General features: G+C 36.2%; 20 protein-coding genes and 9 pseudogenes. 10 read left to right on the forward strand and 19 right to left on the reverse strand.

All coding sequences use genetic code 11. The annotated features are described in order from the left end of the window. Positions 1–72: 72 nt before the first annotated feature. Positions 73–529 (reverse strand): annotated as a pseudogene (locus WA325_RS05185) (sigma factor-like helix-turn-helix DNA-binding protein). Positions 530–791: 262 nt separating this feature from the next. Here WA325_RS05185 and WA325_RS05190 point away from each other — a divergent pair. Continuing rightward, positions 792–1058 carry a transcriptional regulator gene (locus tag WA325_RS05190; RefSeq protein WP_105953550.1) on the forward strand — a complete coding sequence of 89 codons (267 nt, stop codon included), beginning with the start codon at positions 792–794 and terminating at the stop codon, positions 1056–1058. A 124-nt stretch (positions 1059–1182) separates the two neighbouring features. On the opposite strand, the gene WA325_RS05195 is transcribed toward WA325_RS05190, so the two are convergent. Beyond that, a complete protein-coding gene (locus WA325_RS05195) occupies positions 1183–1389 on the reverse strand; it encodes an XtrA/YqaO family protein (protein ID WP_024122227.1) in 207 nt (68 codons plus the stop codon). 156 nt (positions 1390–1545) lie between these two features. Between WA325_RS05195 and WA325_RS05200 the strand changes: the two genes are divergently transcribed. Next, positions 1546–2696, forward strand: a protein-coding gene (locus WA325_RS05200; protein WP_336183282.1) for an IS3 family transposase whose coding sequence is annotated in 2 segments (ribosomal slippage) — positions 1546–1819 and positions 1819–2696 — 1152 coding nt in all. Because the reading frame shifts where the segments join, the coding sequence is not laid out codon by codon here. A 213-nt stretch (positions 2697–2909) separates the two neighbouring features. Here WA325_RS05200 and WA325_RS05205 read toward each other — a convergent pair. The 6 genes and pseudogenes from WA325_RS05205 to WA325_RS05230 form a co-directional block, all read right to left on the reverse strand. Then, on the reverse strand, positions 2910–3185 hold the full coding sequence (locus WA325_RS05205; RefSeq protein WP_336183283.1) for a barstar family protein: 276 nt from the start codon (positions 3183–3185) through the stop codon (positions 2910–2912). 18 nt (positions 3186–3203) lie between these two features. Then, complete coding sequence (locus tag WA325_RS05210; protein ID WP_336183284.1) at positions 3204–4721, reverse strand: ribonuclease domain-containing protein; 1518 nt, start codon at positions 4719–4721, stop codon at positions 3204–3206. A 465-nt stretch (positions 4722–5186) separates the two neighbouring features. Beyond that, positions 5187–5413: pseudogene (locus tag WA325_RS05215) on the reverse strand (SMI1/KNR4 family protein); the annotation flags it as partial. 38 nt (positions 5414–5451) lie between these two features. Then, positions 5452–5631 (reverse strand): annotated as a pseudogene (locus tag WA325_RS05220) (ISL3 family transposase); the annotation flags it as partial. Positions 5632–5666: 35 nt separating this feature from the next. Then, positions 5667–6116: an AraC family transcriptional regulator gene (locus tag WA325_RS05225; RefSeq protein WP_336183285.1), complete on the reverse strand. Its 450-nt coding sequence runs from the start codon at positions 6114–6116 to the stop codon at positions 5667–5669. 283 nt (positions 6117–6399) lie between these two features. Further along, positions 6400–6924: a cysteine dioxygenase family protein gene (locus WA325_RS05230; protein WP_336183286.1), complete on the reverse strand. Its 525-nt coding sequence runs from the start codon at positions 6922–6924 to the stop codon at positions 6400–6402. Between the two features lie 219 nt (positions 6925–7143). On the opposite strand from WA325_RS05230, the pseudogene WA325_RS05235 reads away from it, so the two are divergent. Both WA325_RS05235 and WA325_RS05240 read left to right on the forward strand, forming a co-directional pair. Then, positions 7144–7320, forward strand: a pseudogene (locus tag WA325_RS05235) (ImmA/IrrE family metallo-endopeptidase); the annotation flags it as partial. Further along, positions 7320–7718 (forward strand): annotated as a pseudogene (locus tag WA325_RS05240) (sigma-70 family RNA polymerase sigma factor); the annotation flags it as partial. The pseudogenes WA325_RS05235 and WA325_RS05240, both read left to right, overlap by 1 nt. A gap of 1064 nt (positions 7719–8782) precedes the next feature. Here the strand turns inward: WA325_RS05240 and WA325_RS05245 are convergent. From WA325_RS05245 to terS, 4 genes and pseudogenes are all read right to left on the reverse strand, one after another. Beyond that, complete coding sequence (locus WA325_RS05245) at positions 8783–9880, reverse strand: glycosyl hydrolase (protein ID WP_336183287.1); 1098 nt, start codon at positions 9878–9880, stop codon at positions 8783–8785. 679 nt (positions 9881–10559) lie between these two features. Beyond that, positions 10560–10685: a hypothetical protein gene (locus WA325_RS05250; RefSeq protein WP_336183288.1), complete on the reverse strand. Its 126-nt coding sequence runs from the start codon at positions 10683–10685 to the stop codon at positions 10560–10562. Next, positions 10675–11441: pseudogene (locus tag WA325_RS05255) on the reverse strand (phage portal protein); the annotation flags it as partial. The gene WA325_RS05250 and the pseudogene WA325_RS05255, both read right to left, overlap by 11 nt. Beyond that, positions 11418–12047: pseudogene (gene terS, locus WA325_RS05260) on the reverse strand (phage terminase small subunit); the annotation flags it as partial. The pseudogenes WA325_RS05255 and terS, both read right to left, overlap by 24 nt. A 181-nt stretch (positions 12048–12228) precedes the next feature. Between terS and WA325_RS05265 the strand changes: the two are divergent. Beyond that, a complete protein-coding gene (locus tag WA325_RS05265) occupies positions 12229–12354 on the forward strand; it encodes a YjcZ family sporulation protein (protein WP_105953548.1) in 126 nt (41 codons plus the stop codon). A 38-nt stretch (positions 12355–12392) separates the two neighbouring features. Further along, a complete protein-coding gene (locus tag WA325_RS05270) occupies positions 12393–12485 on the forward strand; it encodes a YjcZ family sporulation protein (RefSeq protein WP_021480116.1) in 93 nt (30 codons plus the stop codon). A 178-nt stretch (positions 12486–12663) separates the two neighbouring features. On the opposite strand, the pseudogene WA325_RS05275 reads toward WA325_RS05270, so the two are convergent. Then, positions 12664–12828, reverse strand: a pseudogene (locus WA325_RS05275) (sigma-70 family RNA polymerase sigma factor); the annotation flags it as partial. 202 nt (positions 12829–13030) lie between these two features. Here WA325_RS05275 and WA325_RS05280 point away from each other — a divergent pair. Next, the gene (locus WA325_RS05280) at positions 13031–13147 is read left to right on the forward strand and encodes a YjcZ family sporulation protein (RefSeq protein WP_082687868.1); all 117 of its coding nucleotides are present in this window, start codon (positions 13031–13033) and stop codon (positions 13145–13147) included. Between the two features lie 170 nt (positions 13148–13317). Continuing rightward, positions 13318–13407, forward strand: coding sequence for a YjcZ family sporulation protein (locus WA325_RS05285; protein WP_105953546.1), 90 nt, complete (start codon positions 13318–13320; stop codon positions 13405–13407). Between the two features lie 203 nt (positions 13408–13610). On the opposite strand, the gene WA325_RS05290 is transcribed toward WA325_RS05285, so the two are convergent. Both WA325_RS05290 and WA325_RS05295 read right to left on the reverse strand, forming a co-directional pair. Beyond that, a complete protein-coding gene (locus WA325_RS05290) occupies positions 13611–13982 on the reverse strand; it encodes a YrdB family protein (RefSeq protein ID WP_227598116.1) in 372 nt (123 codons plus the stop codon). 46 nt (positions 13983–14028) lie between these two features. After that, positions 14029–14184, reverse strand: a complete 156-nt coding sequence (locus tag WA325_RS05295; protein ID WP_180950485.1) for a hypothetical protein — start codon at positions 14182–14184, stop codon at positions 14029–14031. Between the two features lie 201 nt (positions 14185–14385). Between WA325_RS05295 and WA325_RS05300 the strand changes: the two are divergent. Further along, positions 14386–14539 (forward strand): annotated as a pseudogene (locus tag WA325_RS05300) (transcriptional regulator); the annotation flags it as partial. Between the two features lie 206 nt (positions 14540–14745). Beyond that, positions 14746–15105 carry a hypothetical protein gene (locus WA325_RS05305; protein ID WP_227597844.1) on the forward strand — a complete coding sequence of 120 codons (360 nt, stop codon included), beginning with the start codon at positions 14746–14748 and terminating at the stop codon, positions 15103–15105. A 77-nt stretch (positions 15106–15182) separates the two neighbouring features. On the opposite strand, the gene WA325_RS05310 is transcribed toward WA325_RS05305, so the two are convergent. The 4 genes from WA325_RS05310 to WA325_RS05325 all read right to left on the reverse strand — a co-directional run bounded on the left by WA325_RS05310 (position 15183) and on the right by WA325_RS05325 (position 17674). Continuing rightward, complete coding sequence (locus WA325_RS05310) at positions 15183–15593, reverse strand: hypothetical protein (protein ID WP_248337323.1); 411 nt, start codon at positions 15591–15593, stop codon at positions 15183–15185. 248 nt (positions 15594–15841) lie between these two features. Then, a complete protein-coding gene (locus WA325_RS05315) occupies positions 15842–16597 on the reverse strand; it encodes a metal-binding protein ZinT (RefSeq protein WP_305934504.1) in 756 nt (251 codons plus the stop codon). Between the two features lie 303 nt (positions 16598–16900). Next, positions 16901–17257 carry an SH3 domain-containing protein gene (locus tag WA325_RS05320; RefSeq protein ID WP_105953543.1) on the reverse strand — a complete coding sequence of 119 codons (357 nt, stop codon included), beginning with the start codon at positions 17255–17257 and terminating at the stop codon, positions 16901–16903. 57 nt (positions 17258–17314) lie between these two features. Next, positions 17315–17674 (reverse strand): SH3 domain-containing protein, encoded by a 360-nt coding sequence (locus WA325_RS05325; protein ID WP_142391638.1) that lies wholly within the window; start codon positions 17672–17674, stop codon positions 17315–17317. Positions 17675–17787 lie beyond the last annotated feature (113 nt).

Here is a 17787-nt window from a genome sequence, read left to right on the forward strand (position 1 = left end):
GATTTATTATCCTTTTACTATATGGTTTAGGTGGCACAATAATAATTCAGCCGCGCCGACCTGCCTCCAATTTTAAACCACAGATTTTTTCAGATTCAACAAACGCTCAAAGTGGCAATCTTGGTATAATTGGCTGATCAATTCGTCTTTCATTTTGCGTACAGTTTCCCTTGAAATGCCAAGGTGAAGACCTATTGCGCGGTAGCTCATACCCTCCATCATGCAATCATAAATGACTTTATGTTGCTCTCCTTTGATCTTTTCTGCCCCCAACTCAACTGCATAATACTCGTTTCTTATAGTACTTAAGACGTTTGAAAAGACATTCCTCTCGCATATCCATTTGCCTCAATTCAGCCTGACTCTTCCCAGGACTCCCTTTTGGCATAGCAGCTTCTAATCCATATTGAGCAACACCCCAATTTTTCATTGGAATTACCGAACCATAGAGTACCTTCTGCAAACGATGAACCTCTTTCACCATCCAGTGATAGCTATTGATTAGATTTTCAATTTCTTTTCGATTGATGAAACGTCCTCCTTTTTAAACAAATAAAACGGACACCAAACCAACAGCGTAAATAATACTGTAAGTTCAGTGTCCGCAGGCTTTCCTTCTTGGACAATATTACCTCTCAGCGCTCATGCTGTGCCCTCATTTCGTGGTGCAGGCATTCGGGTGGATTCTATATTTAAACTAAGTTCACAAAATATTAACAAAAAATACCTTGGATATTTTTGTATCTTGTGTAATAATACACTTGTATTAAAAAACAAAGGGAGTGTTTAAAATGAAATTGAAAAAAGTTTTAACTGGTACTGCTTTGTCACTTGCTTTGCTTGTTTCTGCCGCTCCTGCCTTTGCCGCAAGCCCTACCGATACTCATTCTGAAGAAAGTCAAACAAAGGAAGTATCTGCATTAGGTACCCTAGTTGTTCGTGGACTTCCTTCTGATCCAGACCCAGGACAAACAATCACTATCAACGGAACAACATATTATTTAGACAGTGTTACTTTTTATCCTGATGGATCTTATATCGCCTACTATTCAAGTTAACTATGAGGAGGTTTATAGCCTCCTTTTTCTTATAGTTCAACTACCTGTTTGATAGTCATTAACTTGACGACCATTTGAAGTTTAACTTGTAATGGCATCCACCATAAAACTTCTTTTCAAGTGCTTACCTGACTTTGTAACCTATCTCATGATCAACCCGCGCAAAGCTCCCCTTTACAGTTTGAATAACAGTCTTACCGTGCTCCGGAGCATCTAAGACATGTGCAGTTCCCTGATTCCCATCTAAAACAATGATCTGAACTTTTCCTGGGTCAATTTTCTGCTGAATAGTGAAGTCTTTTTTGATGTTTATTTCTCTTGGATTGTACACTCAAAGCGCCCCCTATGTTATGATAGAAGTACCAGTTCATATCAAGAACACTGAGGCTAAGGGGACTGACCCCATAAGATGAGACAAATAAAAAACACCTTCAAGTTTGAAAACGGATGATTGTTAGTCGAAATTAGACTTGGAGGTGTTTTTTCTATGGGGACAAGAGTGAGTTATCCGGTTGAAGTTAAGCAGAAGGCTGTAGAAATGAGATTGGCAGGCGTGCCTATGAAAGAGATCATGCAGGAATTGAATATCAAGAATAAGACGCAGGTTCAGACATGGATTAGATGGCATAAAGCTGAGGATACACATCGATTTGAACAGCCTGTTGGTAAGCAATACACTTACGGAAAAGGTCCGGAGTATTCTTACGAATTAGAGAAACTGCAGGCAGAGAACCGTTATCTGAGACAACAGAATGAAGTTCTAAAAAAGTACAACGAATTGGAAAGGAAGTTGATAGCCAAACGTCAGTTGAACTTGTAGAAGTATTGCACGGCACAATGACCGTACAGAATATCTGTGTTCATTTAGGTATCTCACGAGCGTCTTATTATCGTTGGAAGAAGAACCTGATGAAAGATCATCCCAAGTGCCATTTGAAAAAACAAATCGGCACGTTGTGCCGAGAGCACAAGTATCGATATGGATATCGAAAAATTACAGCTATATTAAAAAAGGAAATGCGTATTAACCATAAAACGGTTCAGCGTATCATGCAGAAAAATCAGTGGCAGTGCCGGGTTAAGGTGAAAAAACGCAAGAAGAATGGGCAGCCATATGCCGTGGTCGATAACATATTGAATCGGAACTTTCAGTCTGATCATCCTCTTGAAAAACTAGTAACGGATATCACGTATTTGCCTTATGGACAGAAACAATTGTACCTTTCCAGTATATTGGATGTATACAATGGAGAAGTAATTGCTTTGACGATTGGAGATAAGCAGGACACAGACTTTGTCTTAAACACACTTGATCAACTGCCAACACTGCCTCAGAACTGCGTGTTACATAGTGACCAAGGATCTGTGTATACATCTTATGAGTATCAGAAAGCTGTTAAAACAAAAGGCATTACCATGAGCATGTCCCGCAAAGGGACGCCCGCTGATAATGCCTCCATCGAATCGTTTCATTCCTCACTAAAGTCTGAAACGTTCTATCTTAACAGCATTAATCGAACCACGACCGCCATCGTAGAACGCACTGTCAAAGAATACATTTATTATTATAACAATATTCGTATTCAAACGAAACTAAACAGCCAATCACCGATAAGCTATCGGCAATTGGCTGTATAAAAGGTGTTTTGATCCCTGTCTTAAAAACGGGGGTCAGTCCCTTTCAAGAGGGCCTTTTTTATTTCAAGAACTCTTCAAGTTTCGCTTTAGTTTTTGACTCTTAAAGTCTGAATAAACATTATTAATAAAAATAAAATACCTCAGCAGCATTCTTGAACCCAAGTAAAGCCGCTAAGGTACTCTTTTCAAATTCACAAAACTAAAAAAGAAAGTCTATTCTATTATTATTTTAAACTCATCCTCTAATTCCTCTTGCGCCTCTTGGAAAACTCCTAATACATCATCAGCATATGAACCTAAAAACTTTTTACTTAACTCAAAATTTCTCCAGACTAAAGTTAATGGCAACTCTATCCACCCTGTAAGGCAATCCCATAAGGCGTCTAAATTTTTCCCATAGTAGTCTGGGAAGTCTAATTTATCTTTTAATGCATCATGTAATCCTTCTTTATTTTCAAAGTCTTTTCCATCTACAATTATTTTTCCCATTGAAAACTATTTCCTCCATTATTTTAACTTAACAAACGTTTTATAATGATCTGTTGTTTTATATATTAATCCATCATTCGAATAGAGTAATCTGTCATTCCCTCTGTAACCTGTGGTATAGTTTATATCAGCTTCACGCCACACTCTATTTTTAGCTTCAGGAAGACGCTTTTCTCTGTTTTTGTATATATCTCCCCCGATACTTTTACCCGGTGCTACTTTTGATAAATTACCTTTTTTGCTTTCCCATCCTAATTTTTTTGCTTCTCCTTTAGTTATGTAATTATCCGGCAACCGGCCATTTTTTGCCACAAAATCAGAAACTTCAGTAAAGCTATTAAGTACTTTCCTTGCCTTAACGCTACTCTCTACATATTTTGCGCTTTTGTTAGTTTTTGATACAGTTCCTGCTAATTTTCCTGAAACCTTTGTAGCGTCGCCGCCAACCACACTTAAAACAGCTACGGTCCTGTCAAATGAAGAAAGTTCTTTTTGAGATATTAAATCTTTACCTGTTATAGCTTCGCTTCCACTTTTCAAATTCGACAAAATAGGTAATAGATCAGCAGTAAATGACAAAAAGCGTTGTGTTTTTCTCAAGCTATCTGTATCATAATGAGAAACATTATTAATCTCAACATCTATTTTCTTTATATTTTTTTGAGAATCCTCTACTTTCTTTCTCTTTTGATTAAGTGTGTTTAACTTCTTTGTTGTTGATCCATCAGATGAGTAATAATGATAATTATAATTTATTTTAGTTTTATTAACAGTATCCAAGTTTTTATTCAGCTTATCAAGTGAATTATTTACATTGTTCATACTTTTGGATACATGTGTAACTCCAGAATTAATCTTATCAACAGATTTAGTCATCTGCTTCATATTAGAATTGGCAGCTTTAAGACTAGAATTGGTTTTATCCATTGCTTTATTTAAACCAGTAAGTGCACCATTCATTTGGTTAAAACCACGATTTGCCTCATCAATGCCTCTTTGCATTTCTAATACATCTTTATTCATTTTGTCTACTTCTTTATTCATCTCATCATATGTTTTATTCATATCAACCATGATGTCATTTATTTCATCAACCGTTTTAACTTGTTCATTTAGAGTTTTATTAATTTCATCCATTGCTTTATTACACTGGTCTATAGCTTCAATCATACCTTTAATATCTTCATGGATGCCTTTCAAAAGGTCTATAAAAGTTTTGATATCATTAACTGTTTTCTGTACAGCAGGTATAACCTTAGTTTTTATTAATTTTTCTATCTTAATAATTTCATTGTCTATTAGCTTCTTTACTGCTTTTTTCTTGGTCTCTACCCATATTGTTTTTTTAGACTTATCTAATTTATTATACTCTTGCTGAAGCTTCGTAAGAGTATTTAAAGCTGTATCTAAATCAGCAAAATCTTTTTTTGTAATTTCGTTTGATACAGCGTAGGCTTTCTCCGGCTTAACATAGTTCGGTAAATTAATCATTGAAAAAACAAAAATAATTAGTATAGCGCTTAAAAACTTTTTCATAATAGATCCTCCAAATTCATACAAAACTAACTTAATGTGAGATTAAATTTCCACAACAGTCCTCCTTAACCTTTATATATCCAAATACCCATAAAGTACTTAATAGTTATAACATAAATACAGGTATTAAAACCTTAAAAAACCTTAATTTACTAAAAATATAAGCTTTTATAAGGTAAGATCGGCTCTTTATAAATCAGCAGAATTTTGAGAATGACTTTATTACCAGAATAACTCAACATTTCATTACATCAATGAATTTAAGCCAAGGTTAAACTAAACTTCCCCTTCTGTTTGAGGCAAAGGTTCTTTTTTATGTAACACAAGAGATAACTTTGTCCGGCAATGTATAATCAATATTAAATATGCAGAAAGCCCTTCTCATAACGAGAAGGGCTTCTTACATAAATGCCGTCAATATGTTCTGGTCATTAGTGTTTACCTGGACGGTTTTTTTCGAGATTTTCAATTTGTTCTATAATAATTTTCAGCTGTATACAGAATTTCCAAAAATTCGCCCCTTGCGAAACAATATACCTATCTACAAAGAGCTCGAAATTCAAGTTTAGAAATTCATACTCCGTTTGATTAAGTAACCATAAGTAGTTTGGGTCTGTTGATGCCTTTGTTTTATCGATTAACAAATAACAGCCATCTAATAAGTGAGCGACCGGAATAAAGGTTGGCTTTAATATAGCAATCGTCTGCATTGTAAGCCCACTCGCTTTCAACGAATGGGCAAATCAATAATTAGTTTCTTTCTTGAACTGTGTTTGTACAACTTGTCAAAACCACATTCAGGACAACGTTCAGGTGGATCGACTGTTTCAACTTTAAACATCATATCTGTGTCATTTTCTTGTGGTAATTCAATTGCAATTAGATCTGAAATACATAGTAGGCCTCTCATGATGTTCATCCTTTGTAGGAAATGTCCCTGCTTCGTTACTGTATAGGAACTAATATTTCACACAAATGATTATCTATCATTTGTGAAGTATATCTTTCTATAACTGGTTGTTCTCTTATTGATAGATTATTTCTTTCTATCTCAGTAAAAATATTGCCCCAAAATTCACTGACTGCCTCTTTTATATGGTCAAGCAAGAAAACAGCGTATTTCCCACCAGAAAATTCACCAACATGAGCTGGTTTTTCCACATTAAAATCTTTATTTATAACAACGCAAACATCATAACGACATTCCTCTTTAGGAGTATTCTCTGGGTTATCTTGTGGTATGCCTAAAATTGTAGAATTATCAAATACACCATTCGATTTTGCCCACTTTTTAAAATTCTCCATTAATTCTTTGTTTTGCTTTTCACCATACTCCCCAACATTTCGGAAGTAAGCAATCCTTGATTCAGGTAATTCTTCAATAGTTATTTTCATATTTTAATCCTCCTTTCTTAGATAAGGTAATTCGATTTAAAATGTTTTTCAAGTTACATTTTAAAATTTTCTGATTATTATGTCATAATTGCCCCTCCTTTAAATCTATTCACCATAGTTATCCAAACAAATATAAACTGAAAATTTATCGAAGCTATATTTTAAGCACATCTGTTAAATAAAAGTAAGCTACATAAACTTTACTCTATGATTTATACAGTCATTAGGCGTAAAGATGCGACTTACTGTCGGGAAGCTGGTACAGGAACCCAGTGACTAACCGCTACCGTTTTTTCCTCGTATGTGTATCGTAGATATGACGCTCTATTTTTCCAATATTGCCGCCGTACACATGAATTCCTACACACGGATCATTGGAGGCACACTCCACTTTGTGAAGGTCTTGGTCAGTGGAGCAACAGACGACAACCTCCCCTTGCAGAATATAACGGTCATTACATGCTATCAGTTCCTCATGCTTATTAGAAGGCGATGCATACTGTATTTCGTGTTCTATTCCTTGCACTACTCCAATTACGCCCCACGTTCCATGATCATGGACAGGAGTGGATTGGCCAACATCCCAAACCGCAACCGCGATAGAAAAACTCTCATCGTCAGCAATATACAACGGATACAGAGCGTATTTTGGGTTCGGTTGCCGATACTGTGAAGGGAGAATATTATCGGCCTGTAACAGATGTCTCATCCTCTCCGCAATCTTGCCAGTCAAAACCTCTTCAGTCCCGCCGTCATGAACAATTCGATCCACATCCTTAATAAAAGACTCAATTTCAGGATTTGTCATTAACAAACACCACCTAAACTAAATTTCATATACCCTACCCCTGTCTTGTATATGAATTTCACGCTGAGTTTCAAGGATTAATTCCTCTCCTTATCCAATTAGAGGTAATAGTTTTTATTCGAAAAAGTACTTTTGTTAAATGCGTATATATAAAGATGTGCGCTTCTGGTCTTCGACAATTAAGATAGGAGATTGATTATTAACATTCTGTTTAAACACATGTTGCGTAATATCAACCTTTCGTACATACAATCACATGCAATTGAAAATGTGGCTTGGCTATTTAAAGTATCCCCTTCGTTTGCGAAGAAACGTTTGAACATATATTACAGGAAGCTGTCTCAACATTTATTTAATCAATCAGTGACGGGAAATCTATGCACCCCCCTTTTGTAATTAATAATGAGATTCTCATGCATTTGCGCGCATTGAAAAAAACAAAAAAAGACGTCTCCCTTCATGATCCGATCGGGCAGGATAAAGAAGGGAATGAAATTAGCCTGATCGATGTCCTGAAATCTGAAAATGAAAACGTGATTGATACGATCCAGCTCAATATGGAGCTTGAAAAAGTGAAGCAATACATTGACATTTTAGATGACCGGGAGAAGGAAGTGATTGTCGGGCGGTTTGGGCTTGATTTAAAGAAGGAAAAAACGCAGCGTGAGATTGCCAAAGAACTCGGTATTTCGCGCAGCTATGTATCTCGGATTGAGAAACGGGCGCTGATGAAGATGTTCCATGAGTTCTACCGGGCGGAAAAGGAAAAGCGGAAGAAAGCGAAGGGGAAATAATGCAGAAGAAGCCGGATCTAATATTCCGGCTTTCTCTCATTCATTTACATGCTTCTTTTAAAACTTTACGAAACTAATGGAGACAGAATATACGATAGATACATGAAAATATTTCCATATAACCACTTGTCTCACTATCTCAACTCGTCAGCACTGATAAGCTCAATTATCATTTCCGAGAAAGACGGTCAGGATCTTAGAAAACTTTACTTATAGTCCTTTACTTCATCCAAACTCGCCAGAAAATCCCTCAACGCATTCTTCAGCACTTCCTTAGAGACCTCGAGCTGGCTGTCGATGCTTGATCGCTTGTTCCTCGGTCGATACCTTTTCACATACAAATTTCCATCACCATGGATCGCATTCCTACAAATTTTAATGATAGCAATCGTTAATGCGTTTTGTCAGCTTGCGGTCCCTCGATGATTATTACCTTCATAAAATGCATCACCCCTTGGGTAATGCTATGTAACAGCTGTTTGTCCACATGAGGTGATTTTTAATGAGTATGAAAACAAATAAAAAAACCGATGGTTTAAATCATCGGTTTCTTCTCTGACGTATACGACGCCCACTAGTCCTTCAACATAGTAAATACATATCACTGGTTATGAAAGCTTGTTTTCATTCCACTTTTTATATTCAGTTGCCATCATTTCTATACGTTTACATCAATTATGGTTAAAAAATGGTAAGCTAAAAACCATAAACGCCCGTCCTAACTTTTTCATCATATTAATTATGATTTTAATTTTTCCTCGTAAAATAAAGTAGTGCTTTTCATTGCCGCCAGCCAGTTAAACACCATTGCGATTTTTTTGCTGTCATAGCAATTCTTTTACGATTTGACGCTAAAGTCACTATTATATTTTAATAGACAAAAAAAGAGGAGCAAACTCATGTCTGCTCCTTAACGTTTTTCTTTGCTCAAAGTCTAGTATCTTCTTTGAAAACCATAACGTCATTTCTTCTATGACGATAAATTTTTTGTAAGCATTTCAACAAGCCTTACTAAACCATATGAAGAAACTGTTTACTCGTTATGCCCTTTTTACGTTATTCATTTATTCAACTATTGGTGAAAGTGAACTACCTGCCCATACCTCTCCCTTATTAAGGGTCCAACTGTCATTATAAAAACTAGAACCACCTTTATTAACCGAAGGGCTGTGAACCTCATCCCAAGTTAGAAAATAAACGGTTTTCGGATATTTTTGTTTGACTGTATTAAGAAACGCAGAATAATCCAAATTACCATCTTGTTTTTGCGTGCCGATTTCTGTGAATGCAAATGGCTTATTAAGAGCTGTTAACTCATCATATCCTTGAATTGTAAAATCGTCTGAGAAATACGCATCTAATCCAACAATATCAACATATGAAGATCCAGGATAAAAGTCAGTCTTAAAGTCTCGATTGGCGTCCGGTGAGTAAACCCATATCAGGTTGTCCAAACCTCTGGTATCAGTCATATAATGATAGATTTTTTGATAAAGTTGTTTGTAAAGTGAGAAGCGCTGGCTGTCTTTTTTGTTATATTCGGTTAGTCCCCACCAAAACCATTCTCCATTCATTTCATGAAGAGGTCTGAATAGAACAGGAACACCTTCATTTTTTAACTGATCAAGGCCATCTGCAACTTTGCTCAGAACAGCCTCTAATCGCTTGCCCTCTGTAGTTGATGAGTCTAAGATTTTTTCATACTCACTGTTTGAAATATGGGAAGCATTTTTCCCAAAAATACTGGATGCGGGATTAGCTAAATGTAGGCTAATCTGAGGGATTCCACCGCTTTTCCAATATGAGATTAAGTCACTGTTACAACTATAGTCGATCGTCTCAGTAATATCAGAAATATAGGGCTTCTCCAACCATCCACTGGAATAATCACAACCATAAATTGCGGGTGACAGGCCTGTAGCATTCTTAATTCGGTTGGCTTCTTTCATGGAAAACGAAGCATTTGTGAATCCGCCGAATGCACCTGACAGTATGCGATTTTCAGATCGGTTTGGCAGATGGGCTAGCCAATTCATCAACTCTTTCGTTGTCGCCTGAGCATTAGGATTCACAGGGTTAACTTTATGAGCAGATGCCGTCTGTGAAAAAGCTGAAACAATTATTAAAGATAGTAAAATAAAAACACCAATTTTTTTAAACATTCATATTCTCCGTCTTCTAAATTTTATTATTCTAATCATTCATTCTGTTAAAGATATAAAACACAGAATCCATTAAGTCATTTACTCTTTTTAATCCCCTTTCAGTTTTAAAATAAGAGAGACCTTTCCTTAGAGATATTTGCATTTACCCATTGTATTTCTCCATTTTTTGGGCATTAATTATATTAAACCGAAAAATATCTTCTTTCATCAGACGTTTTTCCTTTTTTTACTGTATGTCTTACAGTCTACAAAGCAAACTTTTCCTTTTGCATTTAAAACCTTATTACCTATTTAATTTAGTCCAATTATTTTCGATAGTAAGTGGCGGATGATTTTCACTCTCTTTTTTATCCTCTTAAATTACAAAAACAAATCATTTTGATCCCCACTCATAGCAGCTAGCAATAATACTTTTGAAATACAACGTCCTTTTATAAACAGAAAAAGAGGAGCAAACGCCTGGTTTACTCCTCCAACTTAGTTTCTTTACCTTTTGCTTCTTAATAATCTGGTGTTTTCTTTGACAGCCCCAACCTGTCACTTTCTTCGTTACCTAGCATGTATTCAAGATTCTTAATACCAAGCCAAAAGTTATTGCGATCTACCGAAAATTTTAATTTGCGGTGCCCTAATTGCTTTTTACTCTCCCCAAAAATAAGGTTATACCTATCAGTTTTCATGTTTGATTCCGGTCAGAAAGTTGATGATATGCTTCACTTTGCTCTACAGTAAAAGCAGTAACGAAACCTAAACATAAAGTAACTGCACTAAGAATAATGATTACGCCTTTTTTAAAATTCATACAGGCATTCTCCCTTCTGAATTTGTTTTTGCGTTTCAAGCATTTTTTGATGATAAACATATGATGTTTCAAATTCCTTTGATTTTGCAAAAACTTCAGCCGTATCAATTGCCACTGGAGCAATCTCTTCATCGCCATGAATGTTTTTCCCCTTCGCTATACCTTCCGCTTCAAGTAATAAGAACTTATACTCCTTCAAGCCCATTCATATAATCCTGCAATTGCGTATATGAGTCCTCCGACAACATACCATTTTCAATTGTGATAGGGGCGGGAATATGTCTACCTTGTTTAAAATACATAAAATTTAGTTCTTCAGCTTTTCGAGCACCATACAAATTAACAATATAGCGAATCCATCGGGGCTTTCCATATGTACCGCTTCCTATTTTGAAATGAACTACCTCATTGGCTCGTTTTTCGAAAGGCGATTGTTCATCATATTGGCCTGTCTCTAAATTTAAAGTGCGAGGATCACCATCCTCTTTAAAGTAAACCATACGGCCGTCAATCATCTGAACATACTTATGAAATCGTTTTTCTCTTTTGATTGATTTCATTTGTCCTTGTTCGAAGTACGTAAAATCAACATCGATTGGTTCAGACAGTTTGCAAACCCGAACATTTTGAACGTCCATATATTCAATCCCGGCTGGCTTATTTTCACCGTTTCGAGACCTCAATAAAGCCATTCCCTGTCTTTTCTCGGTCTTCAATAACAAAACCAAGTAAAGTCTCAGCTGACTCATCAAACTGCTTTATAAGGTTCCTGACCTCTGCCATTGCCCGAGATTGAGCGTTCAAGAACGTAGCATGACGATCCCAAGAAAATTGAAATTCGTATTCTTCCTCTTCAATTTCGTTTGTCTCAGATAGGACAGCCTTTTTCTTTTTCAGTTCCTTAATCATTTCCTGCTTATAAGAAACAAACATGATTTTTTGTGTCCTTATAATCGCAGCATATTGGATCTGTATCTGATCCCATATCATATCGACAGAAGATCGCTCCTGTAACCCTTCCATGATCGATATCGTTTCTTCTGGCAGGAATTTAGAGAAGAATCCATGCGTCACAGCGTTTTGATTTCTAAGTGGAGCGGCACCACCTTTATTTCCTAGCGCATTTTTATGTGCACTTCCTCCCTTGTTTCCTTTTGCATTTTTGTTCCCTTTAGGTGCGTCTCGACGCAAAAGAGCGCTCCCTTTCATTTTTTGTTCACATTTATCGTTTGCTTTCCATTTACGGATAGTGCTGCTTGTGACGTTTAATTCCTCGGCAATGTCTTTTAACTTCTGGCTCCCACCGCTCTCTTCCCACAAACGAAAAGTCTTGTCTCTGCGTGGATCTCGTGGTCTTGGCATTACATCTCACCCACCTCCGGACCTCATGTTTGAGTTTGTGTTTGTTTTAATAGCTTTTGCTGATGTGTCCGCTATTGCACCTTTAGACAAAATATTCATTTCTTCTTTTTTAGACTTAAATCTATGTCGAAAATTATTGTTTGTCATACCTTATACTATCTCCCCTAAAGGAGGTGGACATATGGGATTCTTCGGTGGATACTCTAACGAAAATACTGGGTACTCAAATGGATATGGTAGCTCCTTCACTTTGATCGTGGTGCTATTCATTTTGTTAATCATTGTTGGTGCTGCATTCCTTTTTTAGTCTTGAGATATTTCTAATCTACTAAAGGAGGTAACTATATGGGAAACTCAAATGGTTATGGTAGCACCTTCGCATTAATCGTAGTGCTATTCATTCTATTAATCATTGTTGGTGCTGCATTCCTTTATTAGTCTTGAGCCACTTCAATCCAAAGCGGCCTTTTTGAATTCACCTCCCTGTACGAAGACGCCATAAGAAGTTTTTATGGCGTTTTGCTATGTTATTAACTTTATCAACGCTGACAAAGTTAATAAATCAGCGTTAAAAATAAAAAGAGAGGACCATTCTAAATCCTCTCTTTCTCTTTCTCTTCCCAGGACTTCCTTTTGGCATAGCTGCTTCTAATCCATATTGTGCAACACCCCAATTTTTCATTGAAATAGTTGAACCATAAAGCACTTTTTGCAACCGATAAACCTCTTTCACCATCCAGTGATAGTTATTGACTAGATTTTCAATGTCTTTTCGATTCATGAGTAGTCCTCCTTTTATAAACAATTAAAAAACGGACACCAAACAAACAGCGTAAATGCTGTAAGTTCAGTATCCGCAGGTTTTCTGTCTTGCGACTTAATTAGACTAAAAAATTATTTTAAAATTCATTTCAACTAGCATCCCTATCGAAGTAATTCGACCCGCATATCATGTACTATCTCTTTTTAAGGGAGGTGGACATATGGGATACTCATATGGTTATGGTAACTCCTTTGCATTAATCGTGGTGCTATTCATCTTATTAATCATTGTGGGAGCAGCTTTCTTCGGAGGCTATCCAGAAGGCGTTCCTATTTAATTGATATGTAGGAGTACCTCCATGTTCTGTTTGACGCCATAAGAAACCTTTATGGCGTTTCCGTTTATTTTTTAGACAAAAAATTCATTTTTTCTTATTTAGACGTAAATCTATGTCGAAAACTATCGTTTAGCATATCTTATACTATCCTCACTAAAGGAGGTGGCCATATGTCTAATGGTTACGGTAGTTCCTTCGCGTTAATTGTGGTGCTATTCATCTTGTTAATCATTGTCGGAGCAGCTTTCTTTAGATTTTAAGTTAACTCTAGACTAGCTCCTCCGAAGCAGCACCTCCCTGTTCGGCTAACGCCATAAGAAATCTTTATGGCGTTTTGTTATGTGATTAACTCACCATATGCTGACAAAGTTTCTGAACCAAGGAAATATAAAATACCAATCTTCATCTTTCTGAAGCTCTATGAGTTTTTTTAAAATAGTCAACAGTTTTAGCTTAATATAATTTATTGATTTAGAAGCCATTTTATACGCCCAGCTGAAGTTATATAGTGTAGCAATATAAGACAAAAAAAGATGATACAAACTGTTTTTAAATTACTAAAATAAAGCGCTGCAACAGCCATTGCAAAGATCAATAATTCAATAAATAATCTTATAACCCCGTTCACGGCTACTACAGTTTGACCGCTTCGGCTAGGATCATTGGGCACTGCAAACACGGACCAGATAATCATAACTGCAATTGGTAAAACTAAAGTTAAAACATATTTTAAAAAACCATTGAAGTGAGTCCAAGCAAACACACCTATGAAAATCAATGCCGCAACTTCAAGTGAAAATCTTAGAAGTAAATTCATTTGACTCAGTTTTTTCAACTCCTCTTTATTAAAAAGCCCCCGCAGGAGATGCTCTTTCTCCACTTTATTTCAGCATATAAAAACTTTTCTGTTCTTCTCCTTTTGATTCTCTTTGAGTTTTTGGAGAGATCATCTCCACTTTTGAAGATATGATACCGACTACTGCTGTTACTAATGCTCCGATTAATGCAACAATTATAAGTATAGTGACATATGACAACTTATCTCCTCCTATCCAGATAATTATCCAAATAATCAGGAAGTTGTCTACAATTCGCAAAATTTGTCGAACGAAATTGTTGAACAATACCATATTTTGTTATGAAAATGAATTCAGCATATTCCGTTTACATCACCGAATTTCTAATAATGCCTCCCAGCTGAGTTGGAGTCAGATGATTAAAATGTGCTCCGAAAACTTGAAAAAGTGTTCAAGTATGAAGCAAAAAAAGGACTGAACGATCCTGAAACGTTCCTTGCAGCAATAGACGGAGAAATTACTGATGAGATCTTACAGGCTGGCTTTGGAAATTATAACGGAGCAATTAAAAGAAAGACGGAAATCAGATAAATAAACGCAGTCTAGTTTATTATTATTTATTTCTGTTTATTTAATTCTGTTTACTAATAAGATTTAGATTCTCATTTATAAAGTGATTTTAGAACCACTTAGAAACCCTTACAGGACATAGGTTTTTGTTGTTTTTCTCATTTTATTTTCATGTAGGTCTCTTTTACATTATCATATATAAAAATGAAGATTACATAAGGAGCGTTTATTGTGAAGAGAACCATTGAGTTTGTTTTAAGTTTAATAGGGAGCATATTGGGCGTTGTAGCATCTATTCTAGCTTTAGGTATCGCCTACTTAGATTTATTTTTTCATTTGATCAGATATTTTGATATGACAAGTGACCTCCTTGTTGGGGCATGGATATCTTTGGTCTTTTCATGCATTGGGTTTACCGCTTCAATTGTTATCTTATTCAAACCAAAGTTGAGCAGTGTTTTACTTTTTATTTCAGGGATTGGAGGACTTATATGTATTGATTGGTTTTACTTAATACCAGCTATACTTATGATCATCCCTGGAATCATGGTATTTGTAAGGAAAGAAAAAACTGCTCCTAAAGCAATTTAGAGCAGAGTATAATTCAACTGAACCGCAACTGGCGGTTCTTTTAGTGTAAAGTCATATTTTAGATAAACTAATTGTTATTATTGGACAGTACCATAATCAAAATCAATATCTATCTTGTCTAAATCCCCCTTAAAATTTTTAGCATAAGTCATTGTTAAATGTACGCTTTTATCTATCCACCAAGTTCCATCATCAGTATTCGTATCCCAAGTAACATCTATATCTCTGCTCAAATTCTCAAAAAACACCAAATTCCCAATAGCTACTGTTTTCCCGTTAATCTTGTAATATATTAAAACAATTTTCTTATCGAATATACCTGTCCCGTGCTTTACGATTGTTAAACTATAAGGCTTATTAGGACATTGCTCTTCAAGTATAATTTCAGGATTTAAAAATAAAACATAACAGATGAAGAAAATTGGAACAATCATTAACCTTTTTAATAATTTTTTATTGATATTAAACCGTTTAACAACCCATTTCATTTGGGATACACCCCCATCTTTGAACGTACAGCTCAGGCATAGGCTTAAAAAAATAAAGCGTTTCATTCGTATTATAAGGCAGGGAGATGGTAAAACGGAAGAAATGTAAAGAGGGAAAAAAACTGCTGACGAGGAGTCAGCAGCTACACATGCATCTATCTGTATAAGTCCTTATCAATAATAATGTATTCAATATCAAGTTCGTTATTTCCAATTGATGAGGAAACGATCAAGGCCAAGGGCCGTTTTTAATGCGCCATCATCTCATGGGCAATATCATGTCCGTCCATTTCTGACGGGTAATAGGTAGGCCAGTTTTTGACTTCATCAAGTAAAGCTTCACGGTCGTCACCCCAATACAGATGGTAATGATTGGATTTAGTCGGATAGATACTATGATCACTAAACTGAATATACTGAGGAAGTCCTTCAGCTTCTTTAGCAAGTCTGAATATGTATCTTACCCCTCTATTGCCCGCATCATATGTCAGAATTTCGTACCCGTCATAAATATACTGACCAGAATATTCTTTCCCATTTTTGAAGAACGTTACAGTATCTGGTTGAATTAAGATACGTTCAACATCTGTTTGATACCCTTTTTTAAAATATTCTTTATATTCTTCAGCTGTCATGTCACCTTCATGTTCTGCTTTATAAGAAAATACTTCGTCAAGAGTACCATCTTGCAGGTATGAATATACAGATTGCCAGTCTCCTTCCCAGTCAGAAAGTGAACGATCCTTTACTTGACTGTTTTTAAAATCGCCTTCATAAATTTTTTCTGTTTCTTCATCATGTGCATGATTATGTTCGTGATCATGATTATGATGATGAGATTCTGATGTTTGCTCTTGCGTTTTAGAAGAGTCTTCTTCAACTGCTGAGGATGATGCTGTTTTATTAGACTCACCTTTAGGTGAACCTGAAGTCTGACATCCTGCCAATACTAGTAATGAACCAATCGCTAATATCCCTAACCTCTTTGCAAATAAAATTCCCATTACGACACCCCTTCTCCTCAAATCGAAATTATTACGATTTGTATTATACATTTATCTTATGCAAAGATCAAAGGGAAAATGAGATGTTTTCATGATTTTATCATCTTACTTTCTGCCCTCTTGACTGTTCATACAAAATACAAATACAATTTCCTCGGTCTTTCATTTATGTACTTAAAGTTATCATTAATAAGTGGGCTATCCCAGCGATTGAGTTATTTATAAACAGGAAAAACCACACCAGTTGGTATGGTTCATTCAGATGGGCCCTAAAGAAGAGACTCTATTGTACGGAGTATACAGCTAGTTGCAACGGTAACCTACAGGGCCGTCTGAGCCTGTGTAAACATAAGTGTCAGACACATATCCAATATTCACAATACCCCGGGAATCTTTCCACTGGATTTGGTCCCAAATATTACTCGTTCCATACTTTCCGGTTACAGTTGTTCCATAAGCATAGCAATAGTAAGGAACACGCGAGCCGCTAGGAATGGAAAGCATAATAGGATAATTTGTACCTGGACCGCTGCGCATATTTACAGGCGCACCGCTGCTTGTTGAGACAGTAAAGTACTGAACTGCAAGTGCCTGACTGGAAAAGATGAACAATGATGCAATCATAACGGTTAACATACTCAACGTTTTCAATTTAGTCAATTGAATCCCTCTTTCTATGAAAATATCACTGTATTAGTTTTTTGATTGCAGCTAAGACTACCAGCTGCATTTAGGAACTACCGGGCCGTCTGAGCCTGTATACATATATGTATCAGAAACAAACCCAGGAACGATCTCCCCGCTTGCAAGCGTCCGCTCTGTGTAATTCCAAATATTACTTGTTCCATACTTTCCAGTTACAGTTGTACCGGTTTTGTAGCAATAGATCGGGATACGGGTGCCGCTCTGGATGGTTGTTACAATCCCCCAACTTGTACCTGGGCCGCTGCGCATATTTACCGGAGCACCGCTGCTTGTTGAGACAGTGTAATACTGAACTGCTTGTGCATGACTAGAAAAAATGAAGAATGACGCCATCATAACGGTTAACAAACTTGCCATTTTTAGCTTTCTCAACTTATACTCCTCCTCATCATAAATGTCCTGCGTCTGGCTTTCTTACATTCAGTTCAGGAATGATTCGGCAGACCATCTTCGCCCCTTTCGTTTACATATATTGATATCATATT

Origin of the sequence: Bacillus sp. 205(2023), assembly GCF_037027485.1 — a bacterium.
Classification (GTDB): domain Bacteria; phylum Bacillota; class Bacilli; order Bacillales; family Bacillaceae; genus Bacillus; species Bacillus halotolerans.